We start from the raw sequence: 16,352 nt of genomic DNA on the forward strand, positions 1-16,352 counted from the left end.
CGCGGGGAACCGCTCGTCCGGTCGTCGCGGGCGCGACCGTCGGCGGTCCGCCGGTGGCGTCGGTACCGCGGGATAGGGTGACTGCCGTCAGCACACGCACGGGGCCGGAGTGGATCGTGAGCAGCGGTACGACGGGGCAGACCGGGAACACCACGAGCACCGACGGGCCGGGCGGTGATCCCCGCCCCGGGAGCGGTGCCGCCGCGGACCTCGTCCGTCTCTACGCCCGGCACACGCCCGAGACCGACACGGCCGGCGGCACGGAGCTGCCCGGCCCGGCGACCGTCGTCGACACCCACCTCGGGCTCGGTGCGCACCGCGAACCCGGCCGCGCCGCCGTCCGGGTGACCGCCGCCGGGGGCGACGCCGTGACGGTCGACATCGTCACCGACGACATGCCCTACATCGTCGAGTCGGTGCTCGCCGGGATCGGCCGGGCCGGCGGCACCGCGCGGCGCGTCGTGCACCCGATCCTGGTCGTGCACCGCGCCGCCGACGGCACGCTGACCGGCGTCGACACCGACGCCGACCCGACCGACCCCACCGAGGGGGCCTCGGTCGAGTCGTGGATGCACGTCGACGTCGTGTCCTCCGGGGATCTCGACCCGGACGCACTGCACGCCGAGCTGGAGCGCACCCTCGCCGCGGTCCGGCAGGTGGTCGACGACACCGCCGCGATGACCCTGCGCGCCCGTGCACTCGCCGACGACCTCTCGGGTGCCGGTGCCGCCACGGCCGTCGAGGCCGACGAGGACGACGTGCACCCGGCCGAGGTCGCCGACCTGCTGCGTTGGCTCGTCGACGACCACTTCGTGTTCGTCGGCTACCGCCACTACTCGCGGCGCACCGACGGCGAGGGCGGCCCGGAAGGGCAGCTGCGGCCCGACACCGACACCGGCCTGGGTGTGCTGCGCCCCGGTGACGCCGGCGCGAACGTCTTCCTCCCCGAGGAGACCGGCGCCGCCGACCCCGCGGGCCTGCTGCTGTTCACCCGCGCGAGCGAGCGCAGCCGGGTCCTGCGCGCGGTGCACCCGTACTACGTGGGCGTCCGCACCCGGGACGCCGACGGGACCGTCACCGGCGAGCACCGCTTCCTCGGGATGCTGACCGTGCCGGCCCGGCACGAGTCCGTGCTGGACATCCCCGTCGTCGCCCGGCGCATCCGCGGCGCGATCCGGCGCGCGGGCTTCCCGGCCGACTCCTACTCCGGGCAGCAGATGCTCGAGGTGTTCTCCCAGCTGCCCCGCGCTGAGCTGTTCACCTCGTCGCAGGAACGTCTGCACGACACCGCGGTCGGTGTGCTGGAGGCGGGCGCCCGCCGCGCGGTGCGCCTGTTCGTGCACCCCGACCCGTACCGGCGCTTCCTGTCCTGCCTGGTCTACCTGCCGCGCGACCGCTACACGACCGCGACCCGGCTCAAGATCACCGACATCCTGCGCACCCGGCTCGGCGGCACCGACGTCAGCTACACCGCCCAGGTCGGCGACGCCGAGCTGGCGCTGCTGCACCTGACGATCACCACCGACCCCGGCGCCGAAGCGCCCACGGTGGACCTGGCCGAGCTGCAGGACCACGTCGCCGAGGCGACCCGGACCTGGGACGACCTGCTCGTCGCCGCGCTCGGCGACGCCGGGCCCGCCGCCCGCCCGATGCTCGCCGGGGTCCCCGAGTCCTACAAGGCCACGGCGACCCCGCTGCGGGCCGTCGAGGACCTGCGCCGGCTGATGACGCTGGGGGAGAAGGGCGAGGACGCGTTCGACCTGCGTCTCTACCGCAGCGTCGAGGGCGACATCCGGTTCGCGCTCTACGTCGGCGACGACCCGGTCACCCTCACCGGCGTACTGCCGCTGCTGCAGCAGCTCGACGTCGAGGTCGTCGACGAACGGCCCTACGAGTTCCGCCGCCCCGACGGCCGTCGCTGCTGGCTCTACGACTTCGGGCTCCGGCCCCCGCAGCCCGCCGGTGCGCCCGCGGTACCGACGGTCACCGTCGAGGACGCCGGTCGGCGCTTCGAGGAGGCGTTCGCCGCCGCCTGGCGGGGTGACGCCGAGTCCGACCGGTTCTCCGCGCTCGTCCTGCGGGCCGGTCTGCACTGGCGCGAGGCCGCCGTCCTGCGGGCCTACAGCCGCTACACCCGCCAGCTCGGCGGGCTGTTCACCCTCCAGTACACGGCCGGGGTCCTGGTCGCGCACCCGCAGGTCGCCCAGGGGCTGATCACCCTGTTCCGGGCGCGGTTCGACCCGGCCACCGCCGACCCCGACGAGCGCCAGGCCGCCCACCAGCGGGCCCTGGAGAACGTCACCACCCTGATCGACGAGGTGTCCGGTCTCGACGCCGACCGCATCCTGCGGGGCCTGCTCGCCGTCATCGAGGCGACGCTGCGGACCAACTGGTTCCGGGGTCGCCCGTTCTTCTCCTTCAAGCTGGACCCGGCCGCCGTGCCGGACATGCCGCTGCCGCGTCCGCGGTTCGAGATCTTCGTGTACTCGCCCGCGGTGGAGGGCGTGCACCTGCGGTTCGGCCCGGTCGCCCGTGGCGGCCTGCGCTTCTCCGACCGCCAGCAGGACTACCGCACCGAGGTGCTGGGCCTGGTCAAGGCCCAGGCGGTGAAGAACGCCGTCATCGTCCCGGTCGGGGCGAAGGGCGGGTTCGTCGTGCGCCGGCCCGCACCGGCACCCGAGCACGTCCGGGACTGCTACCGGACCTTCATCTCCGGGCTGCTCGACGTCACCGACAACCTGCTCACCCGCGCCGACGGCTCCACCGAGACACTGCCGCCCACCGACGTCGTCCGCCACGACGGCGACGACTCCTACCTCGTCGTCGCCGCGGACAAGGGCACCGCCACGTTCTCCGACCTGGCTAACTCCGTCGCCGAGTCCTACGGCTTCTGGCTGGGCGACGCGTTCGCCTCCGGCGGCTCGGTCGGCTACGACCACAAGGCGATGGGCATCACCGCCCGCGGCGCGTGGGAGTCGGTCAAGCGGCACTTCCGTGAGCTGGGCGTCGACACCCAGCGGGAGGAGTTCACCGTCGTCGGCATCGGTGACATGTCCGGCGACGTGTTCGGCAACGGGATGCTGCTGTCCCCCCACATCCGGCTCGTCGCCGCGTTCGACCACCGGCACGTGTTCGTCGACCCGACGCCGGACGCCGCGACCTCCTACGCCGAGCGCCGCAGGCTCTTCGAGCTGCCCCGCAGCTCCTGGGCCGACTACGACACCTCCCTGATCAGCGCCGGCGGCGGGGTGTGGCCGCGGACCGCGAAGTCGGTGCCGGTCGGGCCGGCGATGCGCGCCGCGCTCGGGCTGGCCGACACGGTCACCGCGATGTCCTCGCCCGAGCTGATCCACGCGATCCTGCTCGCCCCCGCCGACCTGCTGTGGAACGGCGGGATCGGCACCTACGTCAAGGCGTCCGGCGAGACCGACGCCGAGGTGGGGGACAAGGCCAACGACGCCATCCGGGTGGACGGCCGCGCCCTGCGGGTGCGGGTCGTCGGCGAGGGCGGCAACCTCGGGCTCACCCAGCGCGGGCGGATCGAGTTCGCCCGCCACGGCGGTCCGGACGGTCTCGGCGGGCGGATCAACACCGACGCCATCGACAACTCCGCGGGCGTCGACTGCTCCGACCACGAGGTCAACATCAAGATCCTTCTGGACCGCCCGGTCGCCGACGGCACCCTGGACCGCGACGCCCGCAACGAGCTGCTCGCGTCGATGACCGACGAGGTGGCCGAGCTCGTGCTCGCCGACAACGTCGCGCAGAACGAGGTCCTCGGGGTCGCCAGGGCACACGCTCCCGGCATGGTCGCCGTGCACGCCCGGATGGTCACCGACCTCGCCGAGCGCACCGGGCTCGACCGCACCCTCGAGGTGCTGCCCGACGAGGCGGGGTTCGCCCGGCTCGCCGCCGCCGGCCTCGGCCTCACCGGTCCCGAGCTGTCGACGCTGCTGGCCCACACCAAGCTGGACCTGACCCACCGGCTGCTGCAGACCGACCTGCCCGACCTGCCCGCGTTCGCGCCCACGCTGCCCGCCTACTTCCCGCACCCGCTGCGGGAACGCTTCGGCCACGCCGTGCGCAACCACCCGCTGCGCCGGGAGATCATCGGCACCTCGCTGGTCAACGAGATGGTCGACGGGGCAGGGATCAGCTACGCGTTCCGCCTCGGCGAGGAGATCTCCGCCGGGCCGGACGACGTCGTGCGCGCCTGGACCGTCGCCACCCGGGTGTTCGAGCTGCCCGCGCTGTGGGACGCGGTCCGCCGGGCCGACGTCCCGGTCGCGGTCGCCGACGGTGTCGTCCTGCAGTCCCGACGGCTGCTGGACCGGGTGTCGCGCTGGTTCCTGACCAACCGACCGCAGCCGCTGGCCGTCGGCGCCGAGATCAACCGGTTCGCCGGGCCGATCGCCGAGCTGCGGGCCCAGCTGCCCGAGCTGCTGCAGGGCCGCGAGCTCGACGCCGTGCAGGCCCGCGCCGCGGAGCTGCGTGACTGCGGTGTCCCCGCGGAGATGGTGGACCCGGCGGCGCTGTCGCTCTACGCCTACGGGCTGCTCGACGTCGTCGAGCTCGTCGAGCTGTCCGACCGGGAGGCCGAGCCGCGGCCCGGCGCCGAGGTCGCCCGGCTCTACTACGCGCTGTCCGAGCACCTCGGGGTCGACCAGGCGCTGACCGCGGTGTCCCGGCTCGACCGCGGCGACCGCTGGCACGCGCTGGCCCGGCTCGCGCTGCGCGACGACCTCTACGGCTCCCTGCGCTCGATCACCCTCGACGCGCTGCGCGAGACCCCGCCCGGCACCGACGTCGACGAGGCCATCGCCGCGTGGGAGCAGGCCAACGCCTCGAAGCTGTCGCGGGCGCGCAGCGCTCTGGAGGAGATCGGGGCGTCGGCGTCGCTGGACCTCGCGACGCTGTCGGTGATCTCGCGTCAGCTGCGCGGGCTGGCCCGGTAGGGGGCGCTCGTGACCGCATTCGTCGCCGAGGTCCCGCTGCGCTGGACCGACCAGGACGCCTACCGGCACGTCAACCACGCCCGGATCGTCACGCTCATCGAGGAGGCCCGCGTCGCGCTGGCGTTCACCGCCGCCGGGCGGGAGGGGCTCGCCGGGTTCTCCTCCGGGCTGCTCGTCGCCGGGCTGCACGTGGACTACAAGCGGCAGCTGCCGTGGCGGCCCGAGCCGCTGCGCTGCGCGATCACCGTGCGGGAGCTGCGGGCGGCGTCGTTCGTCCTCGACTACGCCCTGCACGACGGGCCCGGCGCGGACGACCCGGTCGCGGTCACCGCGTGGACCCGGATGGCCCTCTACGACCTCGGGGCGAACCGGGTCCGCCGGCTCACCGCCGAGGAGCGGGACTTCCTGAAGCGTCACCTGGGAGACGTGTCGTGACCCTGCGGCTGGCGGACGCGACCGAGCGCGACGATCTCGGCGCGTTCACCGCCCGCGTCGTCCGGCTCGACCAGACCGCCGCCGTCCGGCTCACCGCCGGTGTCGGCCGGGTCACCGCGTGGGCCCGCACGCCGTTCGACGTCCTCGTGACCCGCTCCGTGGCCGGCGAGCTCGACCCGGCGGTGCCGGTCACCGCACAGGCGTCGACGCTGCTGACGGCGCTGGCCGTCGACCGCTCCACCGCGGTCGACCCCGGCCCGCCCGCGCCGTGGCTCGACGAGCTCCCGCCCGACGACGGCTGGTCCCGGGTCGACGACGTCCCCGCCGCGGAACTCGACGAGCTCGCCGACCGGGGGCTGGCACTGGCCCGGGAGCACGCGGGCCCGATGGGCCCGCCGGCGTCGCTGCTGGACCAGACGGTGCTGACGGTGTCCCCACCGGACCAGGGCCGCCCGGTCACGGTGCCGATGCGGGTGCTGTTCGCGATGTCCGGGATGGGGTTCCTCGGCTCGGCACCGCAGGAGACCGACGGCCCCCAGGTACGGGTCTCCGCCTCCGGGTCGTGGATTCGGCTCGACGCCCGGTACGGGGCGGTGGTGAAGCGACGGGTGGTGTCGCTGCCGCTGTCGGTGGCGCCCTGAGCCGTTCCCGCCGCGGGGACCGGCTCAGGTCAGGTTCAGGACGCTGACCGCGCCGTCACCGGTGACCCAGCCGGTCCGGCCGTCGGGGGCGACGGTGACCCCGGTCGGGTTCGGGGCGACGTCGGTGGTACCGGTGACCTGCCAGGTCCCGGTGTCGACGGTGACGAGACCCTGCCGGGTCGCGACGTAGAGGTGCCGGCCGTCGGGGGCGAAGGCCATGCCGGTCGCGCCGCCGTCGACCTGCACGGTCGCGATCTCGCGCCCGTCGGCGGGGTCCAGGACCATCACGGTCCCGGACTCCGGCCCGCCGACCGCGACCATGGTCCGCGGGACCGATGCGGGGCTGACGGCCAGGGACTCCGCACCACCGCGCACCGGGAAGCTGCCGAGGACGGTGAGACTGTCCGGGTCGAGCACGGTGAGCTGGTCGGCGCCGCGGGTGGCGAGGTAGACGCGGTCGCCCGCGGCGTTCGTGGCACCGGCGTACGGGTCGCGTGACACCGGCACCGTCCGGGTCACGGTGCCCGCGTTCGGGTCGAGCTCCTGCACGGTGCCGTCTGTGCGCGACGGCACGTAGAGGAACCGGCCGTCGGGGGAGACCGAGGCCGCACCGGGGTCCCCGCCGACGGCCGCCGTGCCGACGACGGTCCGCCCCGGCACGTCGACGACGGCGATCTGCCCGCCGCCCGGCCCACCGGTGCTGACGTAGGCACGGGTGCCGTCCGGGGACGTCACCAGCCCCTGGGGCGCTGCCGGGAGCCCGACCTCGCCGGTGACGGCGTCGGTCGCGGTGTCGACGACCGCGAGCCGGTTCGCGTCGCGGACCGCGACGAGCGCCGTCGCGCCGTCGGGGGCGGCCGCGACGGCGACCGGGGCGCCGGGGACCTGCACGGTCGCCCGCACCGTCGGCTGCGCCAGGCTGGTCCCGGCCGCGGCCACCTCCGGCCGCGGTCCTGTCCCCGGGCCGGCCGAGACGGCCGGCCGGGTCGCGTTCGCACCCGGGGTGGACGTGCTGGGCGAGAGCATCGCCCACAGGGTCAGCGCGCCGAGGAGCACGATCGCCAGCGCGATCGCGAGGCCGGCCGCGGACGGGCTGCGACGGCCGTTGCGCGGCTTCGCCGACATGATCGCCTCGTGGCGCGGGGTGACCGGCTTGTCCCCGGTCGCCGCGGCGTGGGCGGCGGCCTCCGCGGCTGCGGGCTGGACCGCGGTGCTCTCACCGGTGTCCTCGACCGTGCCGTCCCGGCCGGACGCGGCGCGGGCGGCGGCCACCGAGACGGCCCCGACCGAGGCCGCGGCGTCGGCGTTGCGACTGGTCGTCGCGGCGTCCGGCTGGTCCGGGGCCGACGGGCCGGCCGTGCCGTCCGCCGGTGCCGGAGCGTCCGGCTGCCCGGTGGCCGGGGTGAGGCCCCGCAGCGTCGGCGGCTCGTCGTCGGTGCCGACGGCCCGCAGGACCACGGTGGTCTCGGTGTCGGACGCAGTGTCGGGCGCGGAGCCGGACGCAGTGTCGGACGCGGGGTCCGGTCGCGCTGCGGTCCGACCGTCCGGTCCTGCTGGGCCGGGGCGGTCCGGGGTGGGCGCCCAGGAACGGGCACCGGGGTCGCGCGGGGCGGGGCGTGGGCCACCGCCCGCGGGGAACGTGCCGGTGCCGGGGGCGCCGGGCCCGTGCGGCGGGGGGACGGCGGTACCCGGGCCGCCAGGGTGACCGCCGGTACCCGGGCCGCCGGGCCGGTCGGTCGGATACGGCCCCGGGCCCTGTCCACCCGGTCGGCCGACGGGGTACGTGCCCGTGCCCTGCCCCCCGGCGCGGTCGGTCGGGGACATGCCGGCGCCCTGTCGCTCCGGCATGCGGGCCGGGTACGCGCCGGTGCCCGGCCCGCCGGGCCGACCGTCGGTGTACCCGTGCGGTCCCTGCCCGCCGGGCCGACCGTCCGGGTAACCGTTCGTGCCGTGCCCGCCGGGCCGACCGTCCGGGTACCCGTTGGTGCCCTCTCCGCCGGGCCGCTCGTCCGGACCCGCGCCGAGGCCGGGGAACGCCCCGGTCCGGGTCGGTCCGGAGAACGCGGCGGCTGCCGGGCCCGGGACGTCGCCCCGGGCAACGGAGTCGTCCCGGACGGAGTCGTCTCGGAGGGAATCGTCGCGGGGGGAGCCGTCGCCGACGGAGTCGGCCCGGAGGGAGGCGGCGCGGTCGAGGTCGTCGGGGGCGCCGTCGGGGGAGGGGCGCTCCGCGTCGGGGGTGGCGGCCGCGCCGTCGGTGCGGGAGTCCCGCGGGTCGTCGGCGCGGCTCGGGAGCCGGCCGAAACCGCTGCCCGGGTCGCCGCCGACGGTGGCGAACAGGTCGTTGCCCGACAGACCGGCCATCGCCGGACCGGACGGGACACCACCCATCGCCGGACGGGGCGCCTGACGCCGCTCCGGGCCCGCGGGGGCGGGGGGCCGGTGGCCGGGCATGGTCGGACGGCTCCCGGACGGTGGGGTCGAGGGCCGCGCGGGCGGCTGCTCGGCCCGGCCGTCGGTGGAGCCCGTGTTCGGGTAGTGCCCGATCAGCGCGCCGGGGGGCAGGATGTCGGTCTCCGGGCCGTCGGCGCTGCTGCGCGCCGGGCGTGGCGGCCACCGCTTCGCGGTGTGCTGTTCCCCGGTGTCCCGGCCCTCGTCGTCGGACCCGGTGGCGCCGGAGCCCGTGCTGTCCCCGGCCGAGGGCGACGGCGTCGGGTCCTGGTTCGGGGTGGGGCCCGCGGCGGGGCGGGTGTCGTCGCCGAGCGGCCGCGGGGTGGGCGCGATCGGGGGGACGACGGTCGGTGCGGGCTCGGTGACCGGCACACCGTCCGGCCCGGGGCCGGCGTCGGTGCGACGGCCGCCCTCCGCCGGGGTGGCGACGGGGTCCGGCCGGTCCCCACCCGTCCCGGTGACGGGGCTCCCCGCCTCCGGTGCGGGACCCGGCGGGGCGTCCTCCGCCCGGGAGGAGTCCGACGGAGCGGGCCGGGGATCCGGCTGAGCAGCGTCCACCGGACCGGGCCGGGGCGGCGTCGGAGCGCCGTCCGGCGCGGGCGTCGTCAGCCCGTCCGGTGAGTCCGGCGCGAACGACGGCGGCGGCGCGAAGCGGTCCGCCGGGGTGTGCAGGGGGTCGAGACCGTCATCGCCGGGTTCGTCGGGCAGCGGCCCGACGCCCAACGGGTCGTCGCCGAGGTCGCCGAGATCGGCGTAGTCACCCGGATCCGACGGCGGTTCGGGGGCGGCGGGCCGCGGTCCCGGGGTCGGACGTGCCGAGGGCGCGGGACCGCCGTCGCGGGACACCAGTTCGGTGAAGCCCGTCGGGGTCGGCTCGCGCCGGGCGCCGTCGTCCTCGGACGTGGCCTCCCGCTCCGGTTCCTCCCCGGAGCCCGACCGCATGACCAGATCGACCAGGGAGCCGGGGACCACCGGCACGCGGCCGGTCCGGATCGCCTCGCCGAGCCCGTCGGGGTTCGGATCGGGGCCCGGCGGGCCGTCGGCACGCCGGGGGGAGCGGTCGTCGGGGCCCGGGTGACCGGGCGCCGACGTCATGCGTTCTGCGGCGGTCGGGTGCACATAACGATTCGATTATCGCGAGCGTCGTCCCGGGCCCGGACCCCGGGTCGCCCCCCGCCCCGTCCGGGTCGTCCCGCCTGCGGCGTCTGTCCTGGTCCGGGGCTGGTCACGGCCCGTTCCGAGATCACCGAACGGGAGGACCCCGATCGAGGTGAGCGAGATCGGCGGGATGCGACCGACGGTGGTGCTGTCCGCGTCCTCCTCGGCCGGGCGGCGACCGGGGCCGAGGAGCAGGGAGCCGGTGACGGGCGCGTCCTCGTCGTCGGTGTCGTCGTCGGTGCCGTGGTCCGTGCTCGACCCGGAGAGGGAGTCGGCAGGGTCGATCGGCGACCGGGAGCCCAGCTCCGACACCGACGCGATCGGGTCCCCGTCCGAGGACGACGCCGCGGACGAAGCCGGGGAGGACGACGAGACCGACGACGGCCCCGGGAACGACGACGAGACCGACGACGTGAGCAGGGCCGGCGGGGAGAGCGGTGCCGGGCCGAACAGGGCGTCGTCGAGGGCGGCCGAGACCGGCTCACGGTCCAGCTCCTCGGCGAGGGTGCGCTGCACGCGGGTCAGCTCGTCACGGACGTCGTCGCGCAGCGCGGCGAGCCGCTCTACCTCGCGCACGACCGCCGACCGCCGCTCCCCGGCGCCCTGCTCGGCGTCCCGCAGCAGCGCGGCGGCCTCGGCGCGCGCGGCGGAGAGCGTCTGCTCGGCGTCGGAACGGGCGTCGGCGAGGATGCGCTCGGCCTCGGTGCGGACGTCGGACAACCGGTCGGACACGGTGCGCTCCCGCTCGGCGAGATCGCGCTCGCGGCGGTCGGCGTCGCGCTCGCGGTCGTCGAGGGTGCTGCTGCGGGAGGTGAACTCGCGGTCCAGGGTGGCGGCGCGGCCGAGCAGTGCCTCCTCGGTGCGGGAACGACGGTCCTCGGCCTCGCGGCGGGCGCGTTCCACGATCTCCGCGGCCTCGTCGGCCGCGCGCCCGCGCAGCTCGGCTGCCTCCTGCTCGGCGGCCTGCAGGACGCGTTCGACGCGCCGGCCGAACCCGGCCTCCTCGGCGCGGCGGTCCTCGCCGGCCCGGGCGGCGGAGTCGTTCTCCAGCTGCTCCTGCAGTCGCCGGATCTGCGCACGGGCCGCGGACAGCGACTGCTCGGCGGCGTCCGCGCGGCGGATCTCGTCGTGGATGCGGTGGTCGAGCTCGGCCAGCCGGCTGTCGACCTCGCCACGGTCGTAGCCGCGCAGCACGACGGTGAACCACGAGCCGTCCTCGCCGTCGTGGCGGTCGGGGTGGGCCCCGGCGTCACCGCCGGGGTGCGCGTGCCGCGACGACCCGTTGGACGACCCGTTGACCGGCTCGTGCCGATGCGGACCGGACGGTGCGGGAGAGACGCTCACGATGAACCCCCAAGACGGGTGACTACGAGCCGCCCGACGTGCCGCGGCGGCGATCCGTCCAACGAGCCCGGACGCGTTCGGTCACGTTCGGCGGTGGATCAGCCCGGAAAGCGTCCGAACATCACTCGAACGGCCGCCGGACTGGCGAGTGGATGATCACGCTGTGTGGTAATGCCCCTACCGAGGTCAGAACTCGGAGTTCTGCATGCTCGCCGCGGCGTACTGCAGGTAGTTCCACAGCTGGTCACGGTGCTCCGGGGAGAGGTTCTCCTCGTCGACGGCGATCCGCATGCAGCGCAGCCAGGCGTCGCGCTCGATCGGGCCGATCCTGAACGGCACGTGCCGCATCCGGAGCCGGGGGTGGCCGCGCTGGTCGGAGTAGGTGCGCGGGCCGCCCCAGTACTGCTCCAGGAACAGCCGCAGGCGCTCCTCGGCCGGGCCGAGGTCCTCCTCCGGGTACAGCGGCCGCAACACCTCGTCCCGGGCGACCTCCTCGTAGAACCGGTGGACGATCCGGTGGAAGACCGGCGCGCCGCCCACCTCGGCGTAGAAGTTCTGCGGTGCACTCACGCCGACCAGTCTCCCAGGATCCGTCAGTTCTGCTTCTGGGCCGGGCCGTCGAGGGCCGCGCCGGGGAACACCATCGGCCGGGGGATGCCGTGGTCGTCGAAGGCGTCGGTGATCGCGCCGTTGAGCGCGCGCTGCACCGCCCACTGCCGGCCCGGGCTGACCCGCACGGTGATCCGCAGCGTGACGCCCTCCGGGCCGATCTTGTCGACGCCGAGCACCTCGGGGGCCTCCAGCACGTCCCCGGCGATGTCGTCCTGGGCGGCGCGCTCGGTGGCGGTCCTCCCTGCCAGCTCGGTGGCCTCCTCGACGTCGGCGTGGTGCGCGATCGGCAGGTCGACCACCGCGACCGCGTAGCCCTGGCTCATGTTGCCCACGCGCAGGATCTCGCCGTTGCGGACGTACCAGACGGTGCCCTTGATGTCGCGGATCGTGGTGATCCGCAGGCCGACCGCCTCGACGGTGCCGACGGCCTCCCCGACGTCCACGACGTCGCCGACGCCGTACTGGTCCTCCAGCAGCATGAACATGCCGGACAGGAAGTCGCGCACCAGGTTCTGCGCACCGAAACCGATGGCGAGCCCGATCACCCCGGCGCCGGCCAGCAGCGGGCCCAGCGGGTAGCCGAGCTCGTTCATGACCATCATCACCGCGACGAGCAGCACCACCGCCGAGACGATCGACCGCAGCACCGAGCCGATCGTGCGTGCCCGCTGCGCCCGTCGCTGGGTGCCGGGGTCCGCCGGGGCGGCGGCCCCACGGCCGCCCGGCCGCAACCGGCGGGCCCGGCCGACCAGCGCGGTGAACCGGCCGTTGGTGGCGCCGTCGACCATCCGCCCGATCGCCCGGTGCGCCAGCCAGCGGAACAGCACCGCGACCACGACGATCACGGTGATCGCGACGGTCTTGCTGACCAGGGTGTCCGCGTGCTGGGCCAGGAAGTCGTTGCTGGTCCAGCGGTAGAGCGTGGCGCACCACGAGCCGGCGTCCTGGACGCAGTCGGGCATCAGCGACACGTCCTGCAGAGGAATGTCGGGCAGCACGACGGGGGTCACGAGTCCTCCTCGGGGGCGGTGAGGGCTGCGTCGGAGCCCCCGAGGCTACGTCACCCTCCGGTGTGACGGCGGTCGCGCACGTGGTCCGGAACCGGTCGGTGTCCTTGCAGGTCAGGGGCAGTTTCCGGAGGCCCTGCGACGGTTCGCAGCGGCACTACGCCGGCCCAGGCGAGACCGGCGGCGACGTCGGCGTCGTCGTCCGACGGCGGCCCGGAGCGGCTCTTCACGCTCGCCTCGGCCAGGTCGAGGGCGAACACCGCGGTGGCGGCCAGCTCCCGGCGGTCCGGGCGGCGGGCGTGGTCCCAGGCGCCCGGGGCGAGGTGCTCGACGATCACCCGCAGTGCGTGCAGACGCTCGTCGTCACCGGTGACGCGGCGGGCGTCGCCGTGGACGACGGCGCTGCGGTAGTTCATCGAGAAGTGCATCAGCGCGCGGGCGTGCACGATGCCGTCGAGGGTGGGTCACGGTCACGCAGCAGGGCAGCGTGTCCCCGGTCAGGTAGCGGGCCCCGGACGAGCCGTGCAGGAACAGCGTGTCGCCGTCGCGGCCGTAGGCGGTCGGGAGGACGACGGGTGCGCCGTCGCGGACGAAGCCGAGGTGGGCGACGAGGCCGTCGTCGAGGACCGCGTGCAGGTCGGCCCGGTCGACGGCGGCCCGGTCGCGCTTGCGGCCCAGCGTGCTGCGGGTGGTGGGGGATAGCGTCACACCCCGAGCATGACCGGCGACAGTGGCATCCTGGAACGGCCACTTCCGTCCCCTTACGAAAGGCCACTGTGCCGGATCTCCCGATCGTCCTCGACCGCGCCGGGGCGACCCCGCTGGCGGTCCAGCTCGCCGCCGCCCTGCGCGCCGCGGCCGCCGGCGGTGCACTGCGGCCCGGGGACCGGCTCCCGTCGACCCGCGGGCTCGCGACGACGCTGCGGGTGTCCCGGACGGTTACCGCAGCGGCCTACGACCAGCTGCTCGCCGAGGGCTGGGTCACCGGTCGGGTGGGCGCGGGGACGTTCGTGACCGCGGTCCCCGGGCCCGCCCCCACGGGCCCGGGAGCGACCACCGGGCCCCGGCCGCGGGCCGAGCCGTCGGTGCTGGACCCGGGGCGGCCGTGCGTCGCGGCGCTGGACCCCGCGATGTGGCGCCGTGCCTGGCGGGCCGCCGCCGACCCGCCCCCGGACGACCGCCCCCGCGCCGACGGGCTGGCCCCGTTCCACGAGGCCGTCGCCGGGCACCTGCTGCGCCACCGTGGGCTCACCCCGCCCGCGGACACCGTGCTGGCCACCGCCGGGACCTCAGCCGCCGTCGCGGAGCTGGCCCGGCTGCTGCCCCCGGGGGCGACCGTCGCCGTGGAGGAACCGGGGTACCCGCGGGCGGTCAGCGCGCTGCGCGCCGCCGGGCTGCGGGTCGTCGGCGTGCCGGTGGACGACGACGGCCTGGTCGTCGACGCGGTCCCGGCCGGATGCGCGGCGGTCTACACCACCCCCGCACACCAGTTCCCGACCGCGGTGCGGCTCTCCGCCGCCCGCCGGGTCGCCCTGGTCGAGCGGGCCCGCACCGAGGACCTCCTGGTCATCGAGGACGACTACGACGGCGAGCTGCGCTACGACGTCGCCCCGCTGCCCCTGCTGGCCGCGCTCGCACCCGGCCACGTCGTGCACCTGGGCACGGCGAGCAAGATCCTCAGCCCGACGCTCGGGGTCGGCTGGGTGGTCGCGCCACCCGCCGTCGTCGACGCCTGGCGGGACCTGCGCGCCCGGACCGGCACCCGGCCGTCGCCGGCGGGGCAGCTCGTCCTCACCGCGCTCGCCGCGCGCGGCGACCTGTCCCGGCACCTGCGACGGCTGCGCCGCGAGCTCCGCGAGCGCCGCACCCAGGTGCTGGCCACGGCCCGCGCGGCGGGCTGGGCGGTCCACGGGGACCCGGCCGGAGCGCACCTGGTGCTGCGTCCGCCCGAGGGCGAGCGGGCCGCGATCGCGGCGGCCGCCGGGCGCGGCGTCGCCGTGCGCGGGCTGGCCGACTACCACCAGGGCACGCCCCGCACGTCCGGGCTGGTCGTCGGGTACGCGGCCGGGACACGGGCCGAGCTGACCGCCGCGCTGGCGGCGCTGGTGGGGTGCGCCGCCGCCCGGCTGTGAGCCCCCGCCTACCCTCGGGCCCCATGAGTGCCGACCGGGTGAAGGTCGCCGTCGTCTTCGGCGGCCGCAGTTCCGAGCACGCGATCTCGTGCGTGTCCGCGGGCAGCGTGCTGACCCACCTCGACCCGGAGCGGTTCGAGGCCGTCCCGGTCGGGATCACCCCGGACGGCGCATGGGTGGCCGGCCCGTCCGACCCCGCCCGGCTGGCGATCTCCGGCCGGGAGCTCCCCGAGGTCGACGGCGCGGCCGAGTCCCTGGTGCTGCCCGGCGAGCCGGGCCGCGGCCTGGTCCGCCTCGACGCGCGCGAGGCGCTGACCTCGGTCGACGTCGTCTTCCCGATCCTGCACGGCGCGTTCGGCGAGGACGGCACCATCCAGGGGCTGCTGGAGATGGCCGGCCTGCCCTACGTCGGCGCCGGCGTGCTGGCCTCCGCGGTCGGCATGGACAAGGAGTTCGCGAAGAAGCTGCTGCGCGCCGAGGGCCTTCACGTCGCCGACGGTGTCGTGCTCCGCCCCGGCACCGACATCGGGTTCGCCGACCGCGACCGCCTCGGGCTGCCGCTGTTCGTGAAGCCGGCCCGCGCCGGGTCCTCGATGGGCGTCACCCGGGTCACCGACCCGGCCGCGCTCGACGCCGCCGTCGCCGAGGCCCGCCGGCACGACCCGAAGGTGCTCGTCGAGGCGGCCGTGCCCGGCCGCGAGATCGAGTGCGCGGTGCTGGAGTTCCCCGACGGCAGCGTCCGCGCCAGCCTGCCCGCCGAGCTGCGCTACACCGGCGAGTTCTACGACTTCGAGTCCAAGTACCTCGACACCTCCGACCTGCAGATCCCCGCCAAGCTCGACGACGAGATCACCGAGTCGCTGCGGTGGAAGGCGATCACCGCGTTCCGCGCGCTCGACGTGCAGGGGCTGGCCCGGGTCGACTTCTTCGTCACCGACGACGGCGACATCACCGTCAACGAGGTCAACACGATGCCCGGTTTCACTCCGAGCTCGGCGTTCCCGAAGATGTGGGCGGTCACCGGCCTCGACTACTCCGAGCTGCTCAGCACCATGATCGACACCGCGCTGGCCCGCGGGACGGGGCTGCGGTAGCTAGCGGACCCGCACCGGCTGCGGCGGGAGGGTGTCGACGACCGCGTCGGACACCGCCTGCAGCGGCCCCGGGCCGGTCTCGGTGGGTGCGGACAGCTCCAGGTACACCCCGCGGTCGACGACGGCGTAGGTCGTGGCGAGCGCACCCGGCGGCGTGCCCAGCGGCAGCCAGCTCACCCCGTTGACCACGATCAGCGGCGAGGTCGGCCCCAGCTCGGCGGGCCGCTCGGTGCCGCAGCGCAGCACGACCGGCTCGGGCTCGGCGACCCAGGCCCGTGCGCCGGGGACCTGCGGGTCGATCTCGCGCGGCGCGAGGTCGCCGGTGTCACCGGGGAGCGCGGTGGGCAGCGCCCGCAGCACCGCCTCGCACGACGGCGACGACGCCTGCGGTGCGGCCCGTGCCGGCAGTTCCAGGGGGCCGGTGTCCGGCCCCGTCGTCAGGCGGGCCCAGACCGCGAGCCCCGCCACGACGACGGCGAGCAGCAGGGGCAGCGCGAGTGCCACCACGACCGGTGGTGACACGCGT

Annotated in this window: 10 protein-coding genes and 1 pseudogene; 5 read left to right on the top strand and 6 right to left on the bottom strand. The window is 75.9% G+C overall.

Going from position 1 to position 16,352, the window contains the following annotated elements; genetic code table 11:
- Positions 1 to 113 precede the first annotated feature (113 nt).
- From KPL59_RS08775 to KPL59_RS08785, 3 genes are read left to right on the top strand one after another with little or no spacing between them, the layout of a single operon-like run.
- Positions 114 to 4,955 (top strand): NAD-glutamate dehydrogenase, encoded by a 4,842-nt coding sequence (locus KPL59_RS08775; protein WP_374111607.1) that lies wholly within the window; start codon positions 114 to 116, stop codon positions 4,953 to 4,955.
- Positions 4,956 to 4,964: 9 nt separating this feature from the next.
- On the top strand, positions 4,965 to 5,390 hold the full coding sequence (locus tag KPL59_RS08780) for a thioesterase family protein (RefSeq protein WP_226360498.1): 426 nt from the start codon (positions 4,965 to 4,967) through the stop codon (positions 5,388 to 5,390).
- A complete protein-coding gene (locus KPL59_RS08785; protein ID WP_226351645.1) occupies positions 5,387 to 6,031 on the top strand; it encodes a hypothetical protein in 645 nt (214 codons plus the stop codon). Before KPL59_RS08780 ends, KPL59_RS08785 begins: the two co-directional genes overlap by 4 nt.
- Before the next feature lie 24 nt (positions 6,032 to 6,055).
- Here KPL59_RS08785 and KPL59_RS08790 read toward each other — a convergent pair whose 3' ends face one another.
- The 5 genes and pseudogenes from KPL59_RS08790 to KPL59_RS08810 all read right to left on the bottom strand — a co-directional run bounded on the left by KPL59_RS08790 (position 6,056) and on the right by KPL59_RS08810 (position 13,308).
- Positions 6,056 to 9,574 carry a hypothetical protein gene (locus tag KPL59_RS08790; RefSeq protein WP_226360499.1) on the bottom strand — a complete coding sequence of 1,173 codons (3,519 nt, stop codon included), beginning with the start codon at positions 9,572 to 9,574 and terminating at the stop codon, positions 6,056 to 6,058.
- Positions 9,575 to 9,610: 36 nt separating this feature from the next.
- Positions 9,611 to 10,981: a hypothetical protein gene (locus KPL59_RS08795; RefSeq protein WP_226360500.1), complete on the bottom strand. Its 1,371-nt coding sequence runs from the start codon at positions 10,979 to 10,981 to the stop codon at positions 9,611 to 9,613.
- A 186-nt stretch (positions 10,982 to 11,167) separates the two neighbouring features.
- Positions 11,168 to 11,551, bottom strand: coding sequence for a globin (locus tag KPL59_RS08800; protein WP_020622424.1), 384 nt, complete (start codon positions 11,549 to 11,551; stop codon positions 11,168 to 11,170).
- Between the two features lie 23 nt (positions 11,552 to 11,574).
- Positions 11,575 to 12,555 (bottom strand): mechanosensitive ion channel family protein, encoded by a 981-nt coding sequence (locus KPL59_RS08805; protein ID WP_255676766.1) that lies wholly within the window; start codon positions 12,553 to 12,555, stop codon positions 11,575 to 11,577.
- A gap of 98 nt (positions 12,556 to 12,653) precedes the next feature.
- Positions 12,654 to 13,308 (bottom strand): annotated as a pseudogene (locus KPL59_RS08810) (pyridoxamine 5'-phosphate oxidase family protein).
- A gap of 68 nt (positions 13,309 to 13,376) precedes the next feature.
- Between KPL59_RS08810 and KPL59_RS08815 the strand changes: the two are divergent.
- Together KPL59_RS08815 and KPL59_RS08820 are read left to right on the top strand one after the other, a co-directional pair.
- Positions 13,377 to 14,732: a PLP-dependent aminotransferase family protein gene (locus KPL59_RS08815; protein WP_226360501.1), complete on the top strand. Its 1,356-nt coding sequence runs from the start codon at positions 13,377 to 13,379 to the stop codon at positions 14,730 to 14,732.
- Positions 14,733 to 14,755: 23 nt separating this feature from the next.
- Positions 14,756 to 15,826, top strand: coding sequence for a D-alanine--D-alanine ligase family protein (locus KPL59_RS08820; protein ID WP_075307684.1), 1,071 nt, complete (start codon positions 14,756 to 14,758; stop codon positions 15,824 to 15,826).
- Here KPL59_RS08820 and KPL59_RS08825 read toward each other — a convergent pair whose 3' ends face one another.
- Positions 15,827 to 16,348 carry a DUF3515 domain-containing protein gene (locus tag KPL59_RS08825; RefSeq protein ID WP_226351650.1) on the bottom strand — a complete coding sequence of 174 codons (522 nt, stop codon included), beginning with the start codon at positions 16,346 to 16,348 and terminating at the stop codon, positions 15,827 to 15,829.
- Positions 16,349 to 16,352 lie beyond the last annotated feature (4 nt).

The organism is Pseudonocardia sp. ICBG1142 (assembly GCF_020496255.1).
GTDB lineage: Bacteria > Actinomycetota > Actinomycetes > Mycobacteriales > Pseudonocardiaceae > Pseudonocardia.